This window comes from Streptomyces sp. STAM6, from assembly GCF_054963715.1.
Genome location: NZ_JBUEFZ010000032.1, coordinates 43,033 through 61,465, shown reverse-complemented (window position 1 = coordinate 61,465; position 18,433 = coordinate 43,033). Strand labels below are relative to the sequence as shown.

General features: G+C 72.0%; 17 protein-coding genes. 7 read left to right on the top strand and 10 right to left on the bottom strand.

Annotation, left to right across the window (positions count from 1 at the left end):
* The first annotated feature begins 113 nt into the window (after positions 1-113).
* Positions 114-1,037, top strand: coding sequence for a DUF3027 domain-containing protein (locus ACY34K_RS27700; RefSeq protein ID WP_462751854.1), 924 nt, complete (start codon positions 114-116; stop codon positions 1,035-1,037).
* Positions 1,038-1,755: 718 nt separating this feature from the next.
* Positions 1,756-4,872: a sacsin N-terminal ATP-binding-like domain-containing protein gene (locus ACY34K_RS27695; protein WP_462751888.1), complete on the top strand. Its 3,117-nt coding sequence runs from the start codon at positions 1,756-1,758 to the stop codon at positions 4,870-4,872.
* A gap of 101 nt (positions 4,873-4,973) precedes the next feature.
* On the opposite strand, the gene ACY34K_RS27690 is transcribed toward ACY34K_RS27695, so the two are convergent.
* Positions 4,974-7,397, bottom strand: coding sequence for an HAD-IC family P-type ATPase (locus ACY34K_RS27690; RefSeq protein ID WP_462751852.1), 2,424 nt, complete (start codon positions 7,395-7,397; stop codon positions 4,974-4,976).
* Between the two features lie 440 nt (positions 7,398-7,837).
* Positions 7,838-8,104 (bottom strand): DUF2530 domain-containing protein, encoded by a 267-nt coding sequence (locus ACY34K_RS27685; RefSeq protein ID WP_462751850.1) that lies wholly within the window; start codon positions 8,102-8,104, stop codon positions 7,838-7,840.
* A 199-nt stretch (positions 8,105-8,303) separates the two neighbouring features.
* Between ACY34K_RS27685 and ACY34K_RS27680 the strand changes: the two genes are divergently transcribed.
* Positions 8,304-9,758, top strand: a complete 1,455-nt coding sequence (locus ACY34K_RS27680; protein WP_462751848.1) for an NCS2 family permease — start codon at positions 8,304-8,306, stop codon at positions 9,756-9,758.
* 88 nt (positions 9,759-9,846) lie between these two features.
* Here the strand turns inward: ACY34K_RS27680 and ACY34K_RS27675 are convergent, their stop codons facing one another.
* Positions 9,847-10,029 carry a ribbon-helix-helix protein, CopG family gene (locus ACY34K_RS27675; protein ID WP_462751846.1) on the bottom strand — a complete coding sequence of 61 codons (183 nt, stop codon included), beginning with the start codon at positions 10,027-10,029 and terminating at the stop codon, positions 9,847-9,849.
* Positions 10,030-10,161: 132 nt separating this feature from the next.
* On the opposite strand from ACY34K_RS27675, the gene ACY34K_RS27670 reads away from it, so the two are divergent.
* The 3 genes from ACY34K_RS27670 (at position 10,162) to thpR (ending at position 13,459) form a co-directional block, all read left to right on the top strand.
* Entirely contained in the window at positions 10,162-10,599 is a 438-nt protein-coding gene (locus ACY34K_RS27670) for a MarR family winged helix-turn-helix transcriptional regulator (RefSeq protein ID WP_462751844.1), read from the top strand.
* A 28-nt stretch (positions 10,600-10,627) separates the two neighbouring features.
* On the top strand, positions 10,628-12,085 hold the full coding sequence (locus tag ACY34K_RS27665) for an MFS transporter (protein ID WP_462751842.1): 1,458 nt from the start codon (positions 10,628-10,630) through the stop codon (positions 12,083-12,085).
* A gap of 804 nt (positions 12,086-12,889) precedes the next feature.
* Entirely contained in the window at positions 12,890-13,459 is a 570-nt protein-coding gene (gene thpR, locus ACY34K_RS27660) for an RNA 2',3'-cyclic phosphodiesterase (protein ID WP_462751840.1), read from the top strand.
* A gap of 135 nt (positions 13,460-13,594) precedes the next feature.
* Here thpR and ACY34K_RS27655 read toward each other — a convergent pair whose 3' ends face one another.
* From ACY34K_RS27655 to ACY34K_RS27645, 3 genes are all read right to left on the bottom strand, one after another.
* Complete coding sequence (locus ACY34K_RS27655; RefSeq protein WP_462751838.1) at positions 13,595-14,584, bottom strand: aldo/keto reductase; 990 nt, start codon at positions 14,582-14,584, stop codon at positions 13,595-13,597.
* 66 nt (positions 14,585-14,650) lie between these two features.
* Entirely contained in the window at positions 14,651-15,241 is a 591-nt protein-coding gene (locus tag ACY34K_RS27650) for a Uma2 family endonuclease (protein WP_462751836.1), read from the bottom strand.
* Between the two features lie 104 nt (positions 15,242-15,345).
* A complete protein-coding gene (locus ACY34K_RS27645) occupies positions 15,346-15,846 on the bottom strand; it encodes a MarR family winged helix-turn-helix transcriptional regulator (protein WP_462751834.1) in 501 nt (166 codons plus the stop codon).
* Positions 15,847-15,924: 78 nt separating this feature from the next.
* Between ACY34K_RS27645 and ACY34K_RS27640 the strand changes: the two genes are divergently transcribed.
* Positions 15,925-16,383 carry a carboxymuconolactone decarboxylase family protein gene (locus tag ACY34K_RS27640; RefSeq protein ID WP_462751886.1) on the top strand — a complete coding sequence of 153 codons (459 nt, stop codon included), beginning with the start codon at positions 15,925-15,927 and terminating at the stop codon, positions 16,381-16,383.
* On the opposite strand, the gene ACY34K_RS27635 is transcribed toward ACY34K_RS27640, so the two are convergent.
* From ACY34K_RS27635 to ACY34K_RS27620, 4 genes are all read right to left on the bottom strand, one after another.
* Entirely contained in the window at positions 16,367-16,969 is a 603-nt protein-coding gene (locus ACY34K_RS27635; RefSeq protein ID WP_462751832.1) for a hypothetical protein, read from the bottom strand. The two genes, ACY34K_RS27640 and ACY34K_RS27635, sit on opposite strands and share 17 nt — an antisense overlap.
* Entirely contained in the window at positions 16,966-17,277 is a 312-nt protein-coding gene (locus ACY34K_RS27630; RefSeq protein ID WP_462751830.1) for a hypothetical protein, read from the bottom strand. The genes ACY34K_RS27635 and ACY34K_RS27630 overlap by 4 nt, the downstream gene beginning before the upstream one ends.
* Before the next feature lie 287 nt (positions 17,278-17,564).
* Positions 17,565-18,086 carry a MarR family winged helix-turn-helix transcriptional regulator gene (locus ACY34K_RS27625; protein ID WP_462751828.1) on the bottom strand — a complete coding sequence of 174 codons (522 nt, stop codon included), beginning with the start codon at positions 18,084-18,086 and terminating at the stop codon, positions 17,565-17,567.
* Positions 18,087-18,213: 127 nt separating this feature from the next.
* Entirely contained in the window at positions 18,214-18,390 is a 177-nt protein-coding gene (locus tag ACY34K_RS27620; RefSeq protein WP_462751826.1) for a hypothetical protein, read from the bottom strand.
* Between the last annotated feature and the right edge of the window lie 43 nt (positions 18,391-18,433).

Sequence of the window (18,433 nt, the reverse complement as noted above, 5' to 3'; positions counted from 1 at the left end):
GAAACGTCGGGCGCGGACGTCGATGCGGCCCCCTGGTCCGCTCCGCCCGCCGCCCGAAGCATCGCGACTCGGCCGGCGCACCCGTGAGACGGCGTAGGAGAGAAGCGAGACCTGTGAGTGCTGCGACGACGCGAAGCCGTACCCCGCGTACCCCCGCCCCCGACCGCCTCTGCGCCGAGGCAGTAGACCTCGCCAGGGAGGCGGCCGAAGAAGCGGCGGCACCCGGCATCGTCGGGGAACACGCGGGCGTGGTCGCCGAGGGCGACCGGGTCGTGACGCACTTCTTCGAATGCAAGGAGTTCGGTTACCGCGGCTGGCGGTGGGCCGTCACCGTCACCCGTGCCTCCCGCGCGAAGGTCGTCACCCTGGACGAGACCGTCCTGCTGCCCGGCCCCGACGCGCTGCTCGCCCCCGAGTGGGTGCCGTGGAGCGAACGCCTGCGCCCCGGCGACATGGGCCCCGGCGACCTGCTGCCCACCGAACAGGACGACCTGCGCCTGGAGCCCGGCTTCTCCGGCGAGGACGCGCCGCCGCCGAACTCGGCGGTGTCCGAGGACATGGTGGAGCACCTCGACGTCGAGGACGCGGAGATCGTCTCCCGCACGCCGTCGCGCGGCTCCATCGCCGCGGTCGCGGAGGAACTCGGCATGCGGCGGGCCCGCGTGCTGTCGCGCTACGGCCTCCACGTCGCCGCGGACCGCTGGGAGGAGTCCTTCGGCGCGAAGACGCCCATGGCGCAGGCGGCCCCCGCGGCATGCGTCACCTGCGGCTTCCTGGTGCCGCTCGCGGGCTCCCTGAAGCAGGCGTTCGGGGTGTGCGCCAATGAGTTCTCGCCGGCGGACGGGCGGGTCGTCTCCCTGACGTACGGCTGCGGGGGCCACTCCGAGGCGGCGGTCATGCCGAAGCCGCCCCGGCCGGCGCCGCCGGTGCTGGACTCGATGGGAGCGGACGAGTTTCCGCTGCGGCCCGCGCGGGACGGGGGGTCGGTGCCGGCGACGTCCCCGGACGCGGCGTCCGAGGACCTGGGCCACAGCTGAGCCCCCGTGGGGCTCCGCCCCACCCCGAAGCCCCGCACCCCCGGTGCGGGGCCACCCGGCCCCGATCGCGGGCCCACCGCCCCCCACCGCACCCCGCGGCTCCGCCCCGGCCCCGTTCGCCTGCGGCGGGCGTTTCCCCCACCCCACCCCACCCCTCCCGAACCCGGGGCCGCCCCCGCCCGGTCGCACCCCCACCGCACCCCCGGGCTCCGCCCCGGACCCCCTTCTGTCTGCGGCTCGGTGGTCCGGTTGTGCCCACCCTCCCCCAAGCTCTCGGCTTCGCTCGAGCAGGGGACCCCCATCGCCCTGCGGAACTGCCACAACCAGACCCGCAAGTCCCAGCCGACAAACCGGAGTGGTGGGCGGCCCCCGTACCGAGCCGCACTCGGCATGCGGCGCTGGGGTGGGGCCGTGCAGGGTTGTCCCCTCAGGGGTTGGCGGCCGGGAAACGGCTCCCTCACCAAGCGACCTCGGGCCGCCGGCCCCGTGGGCGTGCCCCTCTGGGGGAGAGTCGAGCCCGGAGGGGCCACACCCCCCACCCACCGGCAGGCCGCACCCGCGCCCCGAAACGGGGAGGGAAAGTTTTTTCCGGTGTCCCCGGGGCGGCCGGACAGGTGCCGTTCCGGGGTACGCGTGGACGCGCGATACCTTCGGGCCACAGGGTGCGGAACACCGTGCGGAACGACCACGGACGAAGAGAGCGGAGCACATCGTGAGCGTGAGGGCGACGGAGACCGAAGGGGCGGCCGACCCGTTCGGGACCGCGCGGTTGCGGCGCGGGGTGCTCGACGCGTGGGGCGCGGGCCCCGCACGGTTCCGGGAGGACGCCAACGCCGAGGAGGACCTGGCGCTCGGCGGCTACCGGGACCGTCTCGTGGTCGAGCTGGCCCAGAACGCCGCGGACGCCGCCGCCCGCGCCGGTGTCCCCGGCCGCCTCCGGCTCACCCTGCACCCGGCGGACACCGAGGGCCCGGCCGTCCTGGCGGCCGCCAACACCGGCGCGCCCCTCGACGCGACCGGGGTCGAGTCGCTGAGCACCCTGCGGGCCTCCGCCAAGCGGGAGGGTCACGAGAGCGCGGTGGGCCGGTTCGGCGTCGGCTTCGCCGCCGTACTCGCCGTCAGTGACGAACCGGCCGTACTCGGCCGCCACGGGGGTGTCCGCTGGTCCCTGCGCGAGGCGCGTGACATGGCGGCCCGGGCCGCGACGGCGAGCCCCGGCCTCGGCGACGAACTGCGCCGCCGTGACGGTCACGTGCCGCTGCTGCGGCTTCCGCTGCCCGCCGAGGGCACCGCCCCCGAGGGGTACGACACGGTCGTCGTCCTCCCGCTGCGCGACGCCGCCGCGGTGGACCTCACCGAGCGCCTCCTGACCGCCGTCGACGACGCCCTCCTGCTGACCCTGCCGGGCCTCCGTGAGGTCGTCGTCGAGACGCCCGGCTCCACCCGGGTCCTCACGCGCGGCGAGCAGGGCCCGTACATCCACATCGAGGACAGCGCCGGAAGGACGAACCGCTGGCGCACCGTCACGCACACCGGCGCCATCGCCCCGGAACTGCTGAAGGACCGGCCCGTCGAGGAGCGGCTGCGCCCGCACTGGACGGTCACCTGGGCCGTTCCCGTGGACGCCGCGGGCGCCCCGGAGCGCCCCCGCACCGCGCCGGTCGTGCACGCCCCGACTCCCACGGACGAGCCGCTGGGCGTCCCCGCGCTGCTGATCGCCTCGTTCCCGCTGGACACCACCCGCCGCCACCCGGCGCCCGGCCCGCTCACCGACTTCCTCGTGGGCCGTGCCGCCGACGCGTACGCCGAGCTGCTGGCCGACTGGCAGCCCGTCTCGACCGGCACGCTCGATCTGGTCCCGGGCCCGCTCGGCAAGGGTGTCCTGGACGGGGCGATCCGGGCCGCCGTGCTGGAACGGCTGCCGCGCGTGGCGTTCCTCGCGCCCGCCGCCCCCTCCGAGGAGCTCACCGCCCTGCGCCCGTTCGAGGCGGAGGTCGTCGAGGGCGCCGGCGCCGACACGGTGCGCGTCCTCGCCGACGTGCTGCCGACGCTGCTGCCGGCCGGACTGGAGCGCCGGACCGAGCTGCGCGCCCTCGGGGTGGGCCGACTGTCCCTCGGCGACGCCGTCGACCGCATCGCCGGCGTGGAGCGCACTCCCGAGTGGTGGTACCGGCTCTACGAGTCGCTCGCCGGCGTCGACCCCGACCGGCTGTCCGGTCTGCCCGTCCCCCTCGTCGGCGGGCGCACCGCGATCGGCCCGCGCCATGTGCTGCTCCCGCTGCCCGACACGCCCGCCGATCTCACCCGCCTCGGCCTGAAGGTCGCCCACCCCGACGCCGCGCATCCCGTCCTGGAGAAGCTGGGCGCCCTGCCGGCGACCCCGCGCGCCGTGCTCACCACGCCGCAGGTTCGGGCGGCGGTCGCCGCGTCCCTCGACGCGGGGGAGAGCTGGGACGACGGCGTCGGCGGGGAAGCCGCCCCGGACGCGGAGGAGCTCGCCGAGACGGTCCTCACGCTCGTGCGGGACGCGGACCTGGAACCGGGCGACGAGCCGTGGCTCGGCGCGCTCGCCCTGCCCGACGAGGACGGGGAGCTCTCCCCGGCCGGGGAACTCGTCCTGCCCGGCAGCCCCTTCGCGTCCGTCATGCGCGAGGACGAACTGGCCCTGGTCGACGCCGAGCTGGCCGAACGCTGGGGCGAACAGCCCCTCGCCGCCTGCGGCGTGCTCGCGAACTTCGCCCTCGTCAGGGCCACCGACGTCGTCCTCGACCCGGACGAGATGGAGCCGCGCGAGGGCGACTACGCCGAACCGGACGACGCCGGCCTGCTGGACGCCGTCGACGTGTGGTGCGAGGACGTCCTGGACCGCCTGCCCGACTCGCCGGTGCCGCCGGTCGCCACCGAGATCGTCGCCGTACGGGACCTCGACCTCGTCGACGACGACGCCTGGCCGCAGGCGCTCGCCCTGCTCGCCCGTCCCCCGCTGCGCGACGCCCTCACCCAGCCCGTGCGGGTACTGCTGCCCGACGGCACCACCGAGACCGTCCGCTCCTACACCGCCTGGTGGCTGCGCGACCACCCGGTGCTGGACGGGCGCCGCCCGGCGGGACTGCGCGCGGCGGGCGCCGACCCGCTCCTGGAGGGCCTGTACGACTCCGCCGACACCACGGGCTTCGAGGACACCCAGGTGCTGCGGGCCCTCGGCGTCCGCACCTCCGTCGCCGCGCTCCTCGACGAGCCCGGCGGTGCCGCGGAGCTGCTGGCGCGCCTCGCCGACCCCGAGCGCGAGGTGTCCGCCGCCCAGCTGCACGCCCTCTACACCGCGCTCGCCGACCTCGAACCCGAGCAGGTCACCCTCCCCGACGAGCTGCGCGCGGTCGTCGACGGCCGGCTCCGCGTGGTGGCGGCGAACGAGGCCGTCGTCGCCGACGCCCCCGACCTCCTGCCGCTCACCGCGGACCTCCCGCTGCTGCCGGTGGCACCGTCCCGGGCGGCCGACCTGGCGGAGCTGCTCCAGGTGCGGCGGCTCAGCGAGGAGGTCGACGCCGAGGTGACGACGGACGGCGAGGAGCACGAGGTGCCGGCCTCCGTGCACGCCCTGCTGGGGCCCGGCACCCCCGCCACGTACGTCGAGCACGAGGAGCTGCGCGCGGGCGGCGTCGAACTGGACTGGCGCCGCACCCCGGACGGCACCCTCCACGCGTCCACCCTGGAGGGCGTCGCGGCCGGCCTTGCCTGGGCGGCGGGCCAGTGGCCGCGCCGCTTCGAGGTGGCGGCGCTCCTGGAGGACCCCTCCCGCACGGAGGAGCTCGCGCGGGACCGCTGGTTCGACTAGGCACCGCGGTCGTGGGTGCCGTGGGCCGGGGGCACCGCAGCCGTGGGGCCGTGGGCGTGGCGCCGCGGTCGTGGTGACCGGGCCCGGGTGTGGCGCGGGCGCTACGCCGGGAACTTGCGGTCCACCAACCGCCAGGCGAACTCCAGCATCGCGGCGCCCGCCGCCGCGATGCCCACGGCCGCCCACGGGATCGTGGTGCCCACCAGCCTCAGCGCGAAGAAGTCCTGGAGCCAGGGCACGATCAGGACCAGCAGGAACGCGAGCCCCATCACGACCACGAGGCCGACGCGCCACCAGGTGTAGGGGCGGGCGATGATCGCCAGTACCCACATCGACACCAGGAACAGGGTGAGCGTCGCCGCGCTCGTCTCCGCGGCCAGGGCGTCCGGCCCGCTGTAGTGGGAGCGGGCGAGGGCGTAGGAGGCGAAGGTGGTCCCCGCGGAGACGATCCCGGCCGGGATGGCGTACCGCATCACCCGTCGTACGAAGTTCGGCTTCGCGCGCTCCTTGTTGGGCGCGAGCGCCAGGAAGAAGGCCGGCACGCCGATGGTGAGCGTGGAGACGAGGGTGAAGTGCCGGGGCAGGAACGGGTACTCCACCTGCGTGCACACCACGAGGATCGCCAGGAGCACCGAGTAGACCGTCTTCGTCAGGAAGAGGGTGGCGACCCGGGTGATGTTGCCGATGACCCGGCGCCCCTCGGCGACGACCGACGGCAGGGTGGCGAAACTGTTGTTGAGCAGCACGATCTGGGCGACGGCCCGGGTGGCCTCGGACCCCGAGCCCATGCTGACACCGATGTCGGCGTCCTTGAGGGCCAGGACGTCGTTGACGCCGTCACCGGTCATGGCGACGGTGTGCCCGTGCGACTGCAGCGCGCCGACCATGTCCCGCTTCTGCTGCGGGGTGACCCGGCCGAACACGGTCGCTCCGTCGAGGGCGGTCGCCATCTCGTCCCGTTCGGCGGGGAGCCGGCGCGCGTCGACGGTCCGGTCGGCGCCCGGCAGACCGAGTTTGCCCGCGACGGCGCCGACCGAGACGGCGTTGTCACCGGAAATGATCTTCGCGGCGACGTTCTGGTCGGCGAAGTAGGCGAGGGTGTCGGCGGCGTCGGGCCGCAGCCGCTGCTCCAGGACGACGAGGGCCGAGGCGCGGGCGGTCTCGGCCACCTTGGGATCGTCCAGCTCGCCGGTGACGCGCGCGAGGAGCAGCACGCGCAGGCCCTGTTCGTTGAGGGCGTCGATCTCGGTGAGGACGGGGTCGTCCTCCGGAAGCAGCACGTCGGGTGCGCCGAGCAGCCAGCTGCTGGCCTGCCCGTCGCCCTCGCTGAACGCGGCGCCGCTGTACTTGCGGGCGGAGGAGAAGGGCAGCGCCTCGGTGCAGCGCCAGTCGTCGCTGTCGGGATAGGTGTCGATGATCGCCCGGAGGGAGGCGTTGGGGCGGGGGTCGGATTCGCCGATGGCGCCGAGCACGGTGCGTATGTAGGCCTCGTCGGAGCCGTTCAGCGGCCTCAGCTCGGTGACGTCCATGCCGCCCTCGGTGAGCGTGCCGGTCTTGTCGAGGCAGACGACGTCGACGCGCGCGAGGCCCTCGATGGCGGGCAGCTCCTGCACGAGGCACTGCTTCCGCCCCAGCCGGATCACGCCGATCGCGAAGGCGACCGAGGTGAGCAGCACCAGGCCCTCGGGGATCATCGGCACGATGCCGCCGACCGTACGGGCGATGGAGTCGGTGAGGTTGGTGTCCTTGACGACGAGCTGGCTGATGATGAGCCCGATCGCGGTGGGGACCATCATCCAGGTGACGTACTTCAGGATCGTCGAGATCCCGGACCTGAGCTCCGACTGCACGAGGGTGAAGCGGGAGGCCTCCTCGGCGAGCTGGGCGGCGTAGGCCTCGCGCCCGACCTTGGTGGCGGTGAAGGCGCCGCCACCGGCGACCACGAAGCTGCCCGACATGACGGGGTCGCCGGGCTTCTTCAGCACAGGGTCGGCCTCGCCGGTCAGCAGCGACTCGTCGATCTCCAGGTTGTCGGCCTCGGCGACCTCGCCGTCGACGACCACCTTGTCGCCGGGCCCGAGTTCGATGCAGTCCCCGAGCACGATCTCGGAGGTCGACACCTCGGCGGCCACCCCGTCACGCCGTACGACGGGCTTGGCCTCCCCGATGACGGCGAGTCCGTCGAGGGTCCTCTTGGCGCGCAGTTCCTGGATGATGCCGATGCCGGTGTTGGCGAGGATGACGAACCCGAAGAGGCTGTCCTGGATCGGCGCGACGATCAGCATGATCACCCACAGGACGCCGATGATCGCGTTGAAGCGGGTGAAGACGTTGCCCCGGATGATGTCGGTGGTGGACCGGGAGCTGCGTACGGGTACGTCGTTGACCTCTCCCCGCGCCACCCGCTCGGCCACCTCGGCGGCCGTGAGCCCTCGTGGCCGGTGGGTGACGGGCGGTGACCCCGCGTCGATGGTCCGTCCACCGGTCCGGGGCCCATCGGTGTCGATCTTCGCCCGCTGCGTCATGTCTCGACCGTACGACCGAGAGGCCCGCACCACCCCCTGAGCGCACCCGAGATCAGACCTCAGTAGGACACAAATGGTCCCCCGGCACTAGGTGATCGCGTCCCTTCGTACTAGGGCGTGTTTCGGAAGTCCCGTCCGGCCGGGGGCGTCCGGCACGCACGCTCGCGGCGTTGTCGGTCGTCGGCGCAGCCGCTGTGCTCTCGCCGGCATCGAAGGCGCCGTGGCGTGGACACGCGCCGCGCCTGGGCCGGTTGCGGTGCGCGAGGGGCGTTGTCCCTGCGGGGCGGGGCCTGTGCCGAGCCCCGGCGCGCGGAGTCGCCGGCTGGTCGCCGTCCTGCCGGGCGCCGGGGTTGTACCGCGGGGGCAGGGGCCGAACCCAGCCGGCCGCCGGGCGAGGCGCGAAGCCGTCGCGGGTGCGGGGGCGTGGGGGCGTGGGGGCGTCAGCCCCCGACTCGGCGTGACTCCTCCGCCGCGCGCTTGATCGCCGCGTCGCGCTTGCGGACGTACCAGATGCCCAGCAGTCCCAGCCCCGCGCCCGCCAGGCAGGTCCACACCCACCAGGTGAGGTCGCGGTCGGCGAACCAGCCGTAGAACGGGACCTGCACCAGGAAGAGGACGAACCAGATGATCGTGCCGCCGGTGATGGTGGCGACGATGGGCCCCTCCAGGGGCTCGGGCGCCTCGTACTTGGGGGTCCACTTGGCCATGCCGACAGTGTAGGCGCGCGCCGGGCGGGCCCGGCAGGGCCGTGAGCAGCCCGGTCTACGCGCGGAGATAGCGATCTTCCCTTGATGTATTCATACTGAAACGGCTTACGCCTGAACGTTTCTCTTCGTATGAAGGAACAAGAAGCGGTCTCCTCACGGCGTGAATCCCCCGTACCGCTCCGCACCACTGAGGTTTCGCATGCCCTCCTCGGCCACCGCCCCGGTGGACGCCGGCGCCACCCCGCCGCCGGCCAGCCGGCCGACCAGCGGCCTGGACCGCTTCTTCAAGATCTCGGAGCGCGGCTCCACGATCGCCCGTGAGGTGCGCGGCGGATTCGCGACCTTCTTCGCGATGGCCTACATCATCGTGCTGAACCCGATCATCCTCGGCAGCGCCAAGGACATGTACGGTCACCAGCTCGACAGCGGCCAGCTCGTCACCGCCACCGTGCTCACCGCGGCCTTCTCCACCCTCCTCATGGGTGTCATCGGCAACGTCCCGATCGCCCTCGCCGCCGGCCTCGGCGTCAACACGGTCGTCGCGCTCCAGCTCGCTCCCCGCATGTCCTGGCCCGACGCCATGGGCATGGTCGTCCTCGCCGGCTTCGTCGTGATGCTGCTCGTCGCGACCGGTCTGCGCGAGCGTGTCATGAACGCCGTGCCCGTCGGCCTCCGCAAGGGCATCGCCATCGGCATCGGCCTGTTCATCATGCTCATCGGCCTGGTGGACTCCGGCTTCGTCTCCCGTATCCCCGACGCCGCCCACACCACCGTCCCGCTCCAGCTGGGCACCACCGGTCACCTCGACGGCTGGCCGGTCCTCGTGTTCATCCTCGGCACCCTGCTCACCCTCGCGCTGATCATCCGCAAGGTGCCCGGTGCCATCCTCATCTCGATCGTCGTCATGACGATCGCCGCGATGGTGATCAACGCCGTCGCCACCATCCCCTCCTGGGGCCTCACCACCCCCAAGTGGCCCGGCAACCCCGTCGCCACCCCCGACTTCGGTCTCGTCGGCGAGGTCAGCCTCTTCGGCGGCTTCGAGAAGGTCGGCGTCCTCACCGGCTGCCTCTTCGTCTTCACCGTCCTGCTGTCCTGCTTCTTCGACGCGATGGGCACAATCCTCGGCGTCGGCGACGAGGCCAAGCTGATCGACAAGAAGGGTAACTTCCCCGGCATCAACAAGGTCCTCTTCGTCGACGGCATCGCCGTCGCCTCCGGCGGCGCCACCTCCTCCTCCGCCACCACCTGCTTCGTGGAGTCCACCGCCGGTGTCGGCGAGGGCGCGCGCACCGGTTTCGCCTCGGTGGTCACCGGCGCGCTCTTCTCCGTCGCCCTGTTCCTCACCCCGCTGGCCACGATGGTCCCGTCCCAGGCGGCCACCCCCGCGCTGGTGGCGGTCGGCTTCCTGATCCTGGCCGGTTCGATCAAGGACATCGACTGGAGCGACTTCACCATCGCCGTTCCCGCCTTCCTGGCGATGGTGATGATGCCGTTCACGTACTCGATCACGAACGGCATCGGGATCGGCTTCATCGCCTTCAGCGTGCTGCGCCTGGCGGCCGGCCGTGGCCGGGAGGTCCCGATCGCCATGTACGTGGTGTCGGCGGTCTTCGTCTTCTACTACGCGATGCCGGCGCTGGGCCTGACGTGAGTCCTGGCACCACCCCTGGCGCGAGCCGTGGCGCAAGCCCTGGCACAAGCTCTGGCGTGAGTGCGGGCGAGAGTGCCGGCATGGGCCCTCACGTGAGGCCGTAGAACCTTTCCGTCTCGTCGACCGCCTTCTCGAAGCGTTCGTCGAAGTCGTCGCGAATGAGCGTCCGGACCACATAGTCCTGGACGCTCATTCCGCTTCTGGCGGCATGCTGCTTGACCCGTTCGAGCAGGTCCCCGTCTATCCGCAGGCTGAGCACCGTCGATTTCATGCCAGCCAGGTTTGCCGCCCGAACGACCCTCGTGCGTCACTTTTCGGCTACCTCTCACCCCATTGGGTGACGTGTCGAAGCGCACCCTCGGCCGGTGGTATTTAGCATGGGTAATGAGTTACGCTAAGGAACATGCCTGACCTTTCCCACGGTGACGATGCGGCCGCCGTGAACGCCCTTCGCTCGGCCGTCATGCGGCTGGGCCGACGCCTGAAGCACCAGCGCGTCGACGAATCGCTGAGCCCCACCGAAATGTCGGTACTGGGCACCCTCGCCCGCTGCGGCTCGGCCACCCCCGGGGAGCTGGCCCGCAAGGAGCACGTCCAGCCCCCGTCGATGACCCGGATCGTGGCGCTGCTCGAAGCCAAGGGACTGGTCCGGCTGGAGCCGCACCCCGACGACCGCCGGCAGAAGGTGGTCAGCCCCACCGAGCAGGCCGAAGCCATGCTCGAAGAGTCCCGCCGCAAGCGGAACGCCTGGCTGGCGACCCTCGCCGAGGCCCTGGACGAGGACGAGTGGGCCAAGCTGCGCGCCGCCGCCCCCGTACTGGAGAAGCTCGCACACCTGTAAGAACCACGCGCCGAGGAGGCGAACCCTTTTGAGTACGGGACCCGGAGCAGACTCCGCACCCGCACACAACTCCCACTACGACACCCACCGCGACGACCGCCCCGACGACCGTCGCGACACGCCCCGCGACGACCGCCCCGACGGGCCCCGCGACGACCGCCGCGGCACGCCCCGCGACGCGCGTGCTCATGGGCCGGCCGCGAGCAAGCGGGGCACCTTCGCCTCGCTGAAGGTCCGCAACTACCGGCTGCACTTCGCCGGCGCCATCGTCTCCAACACCGGCACCTGGATGGCGAGGATCACCCAGGACTGGCTGGTCCTCAGCCTCACCGGCTCGGCCGCGGCCGTCGGCATCACCACGGCCCTCCAGTTCCTGCCGATGCTGCTCTTCGGCCTGTACGGCGGTGTGATCGCCGACCGCTACCCCAAGCGCCGTCTGCTGATGGTCAGCCAGGGCGCCCTCGGACTGTGCGGGCTCGCGCTCGCCGCCCTCACCCTGTCCGGTCACATCCAGGTCTGGCACGTCTACCTGGTGGCGTTTCTGCTCGGCATGGTCACCGTCGTCGACAACCCGGCGCGGCAGTCCTTCGTGTCCGAGCTCGTCGGCCGCGAACAGCTGCCGAACGCCGTCAGTCTGAACTCCGCCAACTTCCAGTCGGCCCGGCTCGTCGGCCCCGCCGTCGCCGGCCTGCTCATCGCCTCCATCGGCAGCGGCTGGGCGTTCCTCGTCAACGGCCTCTCGTTCCTCGCCCCGCTGACCGCGCTGATGCTGATGCGCCCGGCCGAGCTGCACAAGGTCGAACGCGCCCCCCGAGGCAAGGGACAACTCCGCGAGGGCCTGCGCTACGTCGCCCGCCGGCCGGAGCTGATCTGGCCCATCGCGCTGGTCGGGTTCATCGGCACGTTCGGCTTCAACTTCCCGATCTGGCTGACCGCTTTCTCCGACGAGGTGTTCCACGTCGGCGCGGGCACGTACGGCTTCCTCAACACCCTGATGGCCGTCGGCTCCCTGGCCGGCGCCCTCCTCGCGGCCCGGCGCGGCACATCGCGGCTGCGCATGCTGGTCGGCGCCGCGGTGGCGTTCGGCGTCCTGGAGGTCGCCGCGGCGCTGTCGCCGTCGTTCTGGCTGTTCGCGCTGCTGCTCGTGCCGATCGGAATGGTGGGACTCACCGTCAACGTCACGGCCAACTCGTCCGTCCAGATGGCGACGGACCCGGTGATGCGGGGACGTGTGATGAGCCTCTACATGATGGTCTTCGTCGGCGGTACGCCCCTGGGCGCGCCCCTGCTGGGCTGGATCACCGACACATACGGCGCCCGCGTGGGCTTCGCAACGGGCGGCGTGATCTCTCTTGCGGCGGCCGCGCTGATCGGCGTGGTCCTCGCCCGGGTGGGTGGCCTGCGCCTCTCCCTCGGCTGGCACCACGGCCACCCCCAGGTGCGGTTCGTCCCCCGCGACCGCGAGGCCCTCGCCACGGCGGCCTGACGGCCTCGCGGGTGCGGCGCCCCCGCGGGCGCGGCCACCTCCGGGTGGGCCTGCCCCTTTCCGGGTGCGGGTGTGTTGCCTGCCCGGTGGGTGGGGCCGGCCGTTTCCCGGGTGCGGCCTGCGTGCCTGCCGGTGGGTGGGGGGTGTGGCCCCTCCGGGCTCGACTCTCCCCCAGAGGGGGCACCCCCACGGGGTCGGCGGCCTGACGCGCTTTGTGAGGGAGCCGTTTCCCGGCCGCCATCCCCTGCGGGGACGACCCTGCACGGCCCCACCCCTAGGCCGTATGCCGCCCGCTGCTCGTGTCTGGTTGTGGCCCGTCGCTCCGGTTGGCGGCCGACTGCACCTGTTGTGGCCCGCTGATCCGGTTGTCGGCCCGGGTGCACCTGTTGTGGGCAGCGGGCGGTGGGGGTCCCCCCTGCTCGAGCGGGAGCCGAGAGCTCGGGGGAGGGTGGGCACAACGGGCCCGTCCGCAGACGAACAGGGGTCCGGGGCGGAGCCCCGGGTTCGGGAAGGGGCGGGGTGGGGGAAACGCCCGCCGCAGGCGGGGCCGGGTCCGGGGCGGAGCCCCGAGGGGCTCGGGCCCGCAGGGCCGGTCGACCACGAACCCTCCGTCGGAGTGAATCCGCTGCGGACGCAGTAGCCGACGAGCCCCCCGCGGAACCGGCAGCGCGCTGCCGACGCCCCGGCCGTGGCGGCGGGACCCGGTCGCGGGCGGTAGGCGTGGGCGAGCCGGGCGACGGCGCCGTCGAGCAGGGCGCGAATAAGGCGGGGAGCGGATCGGGCGGATCATGCCAGACTCGCGGCATGAGGCTTTTCGCTGCCGTGCTGCCACCGCGTGTGGCGGTCGACGAACTTGCCGTGGAAGTGGGCCGGTTGAGGAAACTCCCGGGTGCGGACGGGCTGCGCTGGACCGGGCGGGAGGGCTGGCACTTCACGCTGGCGTTCATGGGTGAGGTGGACGAGCGGCTGGTGCCGGAGCTGCGGGGCCGGCTGGCCCGGGCGGCCCACCGCACGCCGCCGTTCCCGCTGCGTCTTCATGGGGGTGGCCGGTTCGGCGGCCGTGTGCTGTGGGCGGGCGCCGCGGGTGATCTGGACGACATGCGGCTGCTTGCCGAGCGTGCGGACGCCGCGGCCCGCCGCAGCGGTATCTCGATGGAGGAGCACCGCCGCTATCAGGCTCACCTCACGATCGCCCGTGCCCGCACGGAGGTGGACCTGCGCCCGTTCGTCGAGGATCTGCACCGTTTCGAGGGCACGCGCTGGGAGGTGGGCGAGCTCGCGCTCGTACGCAGCAGACTGCCGGGCGGCGGCAGCCCGGGGGAGGGGCCCCGCTATGAGACGGTCGGGTCCTGGCCGCTCGGACGGGCGAGCTAATCTCGGAGGGTGGACCCGAAGACCCGAAACCGGATCATGGCCGGTGTGCTTGTGCTGATGTTCGCGATCATCGCCGTGGCGGCCGCGTTCGGCTGACGCGCACCCGAACGCGGCTGCCCGGTGTCGCGAGGGGTATCACCAGGCGAAGGCCTCCGGGGACGGTCCCGGGCCCGGGAAGATCGCATCCAACTCCGTCAGTACGGCGCTCGACAGTTCCAGGTCGACGGCCCGCAGCGCGGAGTCGAGCTGGTCGGCGGTGCGCGGTCCGACGATCGGTCCCGTCACGCCGGGCCGGGTGAGCAGCCAGGCGAGGGCCGCCTCGCCGGGCGGGAGTCCGTGCTTCTCCAGCAGGTCCTCGTAGGCCTGGATCTGGGCGCGTACGGAGGTGTTGGCGAGGGCGTCGGCGGAGCGCCCCTGGACGCGGCGTGCCCCTTCGGTCTCCTTCTTGATCACGCCGCCGAGCAGACCACCGTGCAGCGGGGACCAGGGGATGACGCCGAGGCCGTAGTCCTGGGCGGCCGGGATGACCTCCATCTCGGCGCGGCGCTCGGCGAGGTTGTAGAGGCACTGCTCGCTGACCAGGCCCAGACTGCCGCGGCGGGCGGCGATCTCGTTGGCCTGGGCGATCTTGTAGCCGGGGAAGTTGCTCGACCCGGCGTAGAGGATCTTGCCCTGCTGGACGAGTACGTCGATGGCCTGCCAGATCTCCTCGAAGGGGGTCCGGCGGTCGATGTGGTGGAACTGGTAGAGGTCGATGTAGTCGGTGTTGAGGCGCTTGAGGCTGCCCTCGACGGCCCGCCGGATGTTCACGGCGGAGAGCCGGTCGTGGTTGGGCCACACCTGCTTGTCGGCCTCCATCGACCCGTACACCTTGGTGGCGAGGACGACTTTGTCGCGCCTGCTCGTCCCCCGGGCGAACCAGGAGCCGATGATCTCCTCCGTACGGCCCTTGTTCTCGCCCCAGCCGTAGACGTTGGCGGTGTCGAAGAAGTTGATGCCCGCGTCGATCGCGGCATTCATGATGGCGTGGCTGCCGGCCTCGTCGGTCTGGGGCCCGAAGTTCATTGTGCCGAGAACGAGTCGGCTGACCTTGAGTCCGGTGCGTCCGAGCTGCGTGTACTTCATGGATTAAAGACAACGCCTTGGAGCGCGCTCCAGGCAAGGGCGCCCCGCGGGGGCACAGGGGCACGGTCAGTCGCGGGGGAAGCCGGCGGTGTCGAGGGCGATGCCGACGGGTGTGTCGGTGAGGTCGATGGTCTGCCCGAAGGCGAAGTGGTCGGGGTCGGGGTACTTACCGTCCTTCGGCACCGTGTGCAGCACGCACTTTCCGGTGTACGGGTCGACGATCAGGTAGACCGGCACGCCGGCCGCCGCGTACGCGTCCTTCTTGGGCCCGTAGTCGTTCATGCCGGTGCTGCGGGAGATGACCTCGGCGACGAAAAGTACGTCCTGGGACTGCCACAGCCTCTTGTCGCTCGGCTCGGCGCCCTCCGAGAGGAGGGTCACGTCGGACGCGAAACCGTTGAGGTGGCCGGGGTAGTCGATGCGGACGTCGGACTTCACACGCTTTCGTGGGTACGTGGCACGAAGTTGCTCAATGATGTCCAGAATGACGTCCCAATGGGTGTCCCGTTGTGGCGACATGAAGATGTTCCCCCCGACGATTTCCGCCTTGTATCCCTCGGGGACGCCCATCCGCTCAAGCGCCTCGAACATGTCGTCCAGAGTGCGCTCGTCGTTGCTCTCGGCCATGTGGATCCTGTCGTTCTCTACGACGGTCATCGTGGCGCTCCTCCCCGCTGCCGCGTGATCGCATGCAGCCGCGCACATAAACGATACGGACGTGGATGCCGACACGCCCGTGGCGAGAACTCGCCACGCCGGGGCTAGGCGCCGCCCATCCAGCCCGCCGCGTCGAGGCGGAAGGCGGCTTCCGCGGGGACGACGGTGCGCAGGGCCGCTTCCAGGTCGTCGACGCGGTCGGGGCCGAGGGCGTGGGCCCACTCCGCGCGCAGGGCGTCGAAGATCGCGGCCGAGCGGGCAAGGGCGTCCAAGCCGTGCGGGGTGAGCAGGACGAGCTTGCGGCGGGCGTCGGCCGGGTCGTCGGCCCGCTCGGCGTATCCGAGGGTGACGAGCCGGTCGACGGTCTTGCCGGCCGCCTGCTTGGACACGCCGAGCCGGCGGCCGATCTCGCTGGCGGTGGCGCCGGTCGGGCCGATGGCCTGCATGGCGAACCCGTGGGCGGGCCGTACGTCGGGGTGGCCCTCCTGGGCGAGTTGGGCGTGGAGGCGGTCGATGAGGGTGCGGAACCCGGCGAAGAGGAGCAGGGGCAGCTCGTACCCCTTGCCGGATTCGACAACCTGGTTTACCTTCTTGTCGTCAACCATGTTGTCGATATTAGTGAGGGGTACGCCTTGTTCGTCGACCACACCCTGGACACCGCCCCGCCCGCCGCCCGCCCGGCCATGGAAACCGTGGCCGCCCGCATGGGCGGGCAGGTCCCGCAGGCCGTCGCCCGCATGGCGGCGTCCCCGGAGCTGCTCGACGGCTTCCTGCGGCTCACGGCCCTCTTCGATCGCACGACCCTGGACCCGGTCGCCCGCGAGGTCGTCGTGATGACGGTCGCGACCCGCAACGGCTGCCACGTCTGCGTCGACCTGCACACGCGCAAGCTGCGCGCCCTCCAAGCCCCCGCCGAACTCGTCACCGCCCTGCGGGAGGGTGCTCCGCTCCCCGACGAACGCCTCGATGCGGTACGGCAGTTCGTCGAGGCGGTCTACGCGACGACGGGCGAGGTTCCCGAGGCCGACCTCCGCGCCTTCCTGGCCCACGGCTACACCGAGCGGAACGCCCTGGAGGTGGTCATGGGCATCGGCACCTCCACCATGTCCACGTTCGCCAACCGCCTCACGAGGGCGGCGTGAGCCCCGGCTCGAAGGTCGACCTCAGATGGATGCGGGTGGTGCCGGGCTTGTACTCGTGCGTCCAGAGTTCGGAGCATCCCTCGCTGTCGGCCTCGGCCGTGGCCCCCGGCGGCACGGGACAGAAGTACCCGTGCAGCAGCCCCTCGACGAGGGTCTCGGGCTCCGTGAGTCCGAGGTGCGCGAACCCGTCGGCCCGCTCGTAGTCCTTGCCCTCGGGCTCGAAGTTACGGATCAGTCGGGTCCCCTTCGGCGTATGCGGAGCCACGTACGCCGTCGCCTCCCGGGTGGGCAGGGTGAAGCTCAGCAGCCCCGTGTCCCACCGCTCCCCGACCTTGTACCCGGCCCGCCGGTCACCGGCGCCCCCGGGGATCCGGACGTCGAGCTGCTCGGCCGTCCACGCCGGGGTGGCGCCGCTCTCCCAGCAGCACTCCCGCTCCTTCCTGGCGGAGTCGTCCAGCCACTTGTCCGTGAGGAAGTCGAAGGCCAGGACGGCGACGGCGACGGTGCCGACCACCACCGTCGCGAGGACCAGCAGCTTTCGGCGCGCGGACGGCTTTCCGGTTGCCCCGTTGTCGGTACCACTCACCTGCTGGTGCCTCCCCGGCCCTCGCGCGTCTCCCGCCCGTTGTCCGTGCGTGAGCCCTCGCGACCGGGCTCGTCGGGCTTGGGCAGGGGATCAGGGTTCGATGTGGAGGAGCCCAGGTCGTAATGCTTGACCGAGCTGCTGCCCGACATGTCGAACTCCTGGGCGAGACCTGTGGTGTGCAAGCGTGCCATCTGGCCGTCCGGGATGCTCATCCCGTAGATGTCGACACCCTTGTTCTCGTCCCAGTTGTACCGGTCCCAGGCGTTGGCCCTGATAGTCGAGGCCGACCTTCGGCCGGCCGTGGGCATCCGGTACGACGGTGACGACGCCGGTGACGTTGGCTCGCGTGGAGCCGACGGCGTAGAACCAGTTCTGGTTGTTCTCCTGCCGGAAGCTGTAGTCCCTGATGTTCGGCGTCTCCACCGGGATGGGGACTGCTCGTTCCGGCCGACTGCCGGTCCTTGGTCGCCGACACCGCCTCTGCCCACTCGTTATCGAACGCCATCGTTTCCCCCGTCCGGCGCTGATCAACCAGAAGTGGTCATCGTAGACCGCCGGTTGACGCAGACGCCGGTGTTCACGAATGCGATTCCCCTCACGCGGCCCGCGCCGCCTCGATGTTCGCGGCCATGCGGCGCAGGACCTTGAGCGTCGTGACGTAGTCCTCGTCGGATATACCGGTGTGGATCTCCGCGCGGAGATCGACGACGAGGCTCTTGATGCGGGCCTTGGCGGCGCGGCCCGCCTCCGTCACGTGGAGGCGGCTGTCGGGGTCGAGGCCGAGCCAGCCGCGGTGGAGCAGGTGGTCGACGGCGCGTGAGGCGTCGTGCGGGGTGTCGGTGACGTCGGCGAGCTGGGCGACCACGTCCGCGCGGGTGGGGCGTGTCTCGCCCGCGGCGTCGGCGCGGTTCAGGGCCCACCATTGGGGCTGGGTGACGTCCATGCGGGCCATGGCGTCGCGTATGTGGGTGATGACGGCTCTGTGGGCCATGCCGCTCCAGTAGCCGATGGGCTGGGAGGCCAGGTCCTTGTCGTCGACGGCGGGGTCGGCGGGCGCGAGGGAAGCGGCGGGGAGGGGAGCGGCAGGGGTGGCGGCAGCGGTCTGTGTCTGTGTCATGCCGGGACGCTATGACCTCGACCGCGCTTGAGGTCAAGGCACTTGGGAGGGGCACGGCTGCCTCCGGCAGGGCGCGCGAGAGCCACGCTCGGGCGCTGTCCGGGCGTGGTTCACCGACCGCCGGGGATCAGTTGTGGCCGAACTTCGGCTGCTTCCTGTGGGGGGTCGGCGGTTCCCCGATCGGGCGTGCCCGGTCGGGCGCCGCCGGTTTCGCCGGCTGTGTCTTGGTCTCGGCCGGGGGCGTGCGGTGCTCATGGCCGCCGGTCCGGGCACCCTTGTTCACCCGGGTCTGCTTCTTGCCCACGATCGCCTCCTGGAGCGGATTTCGGCCGACGGGCTCATTCCAG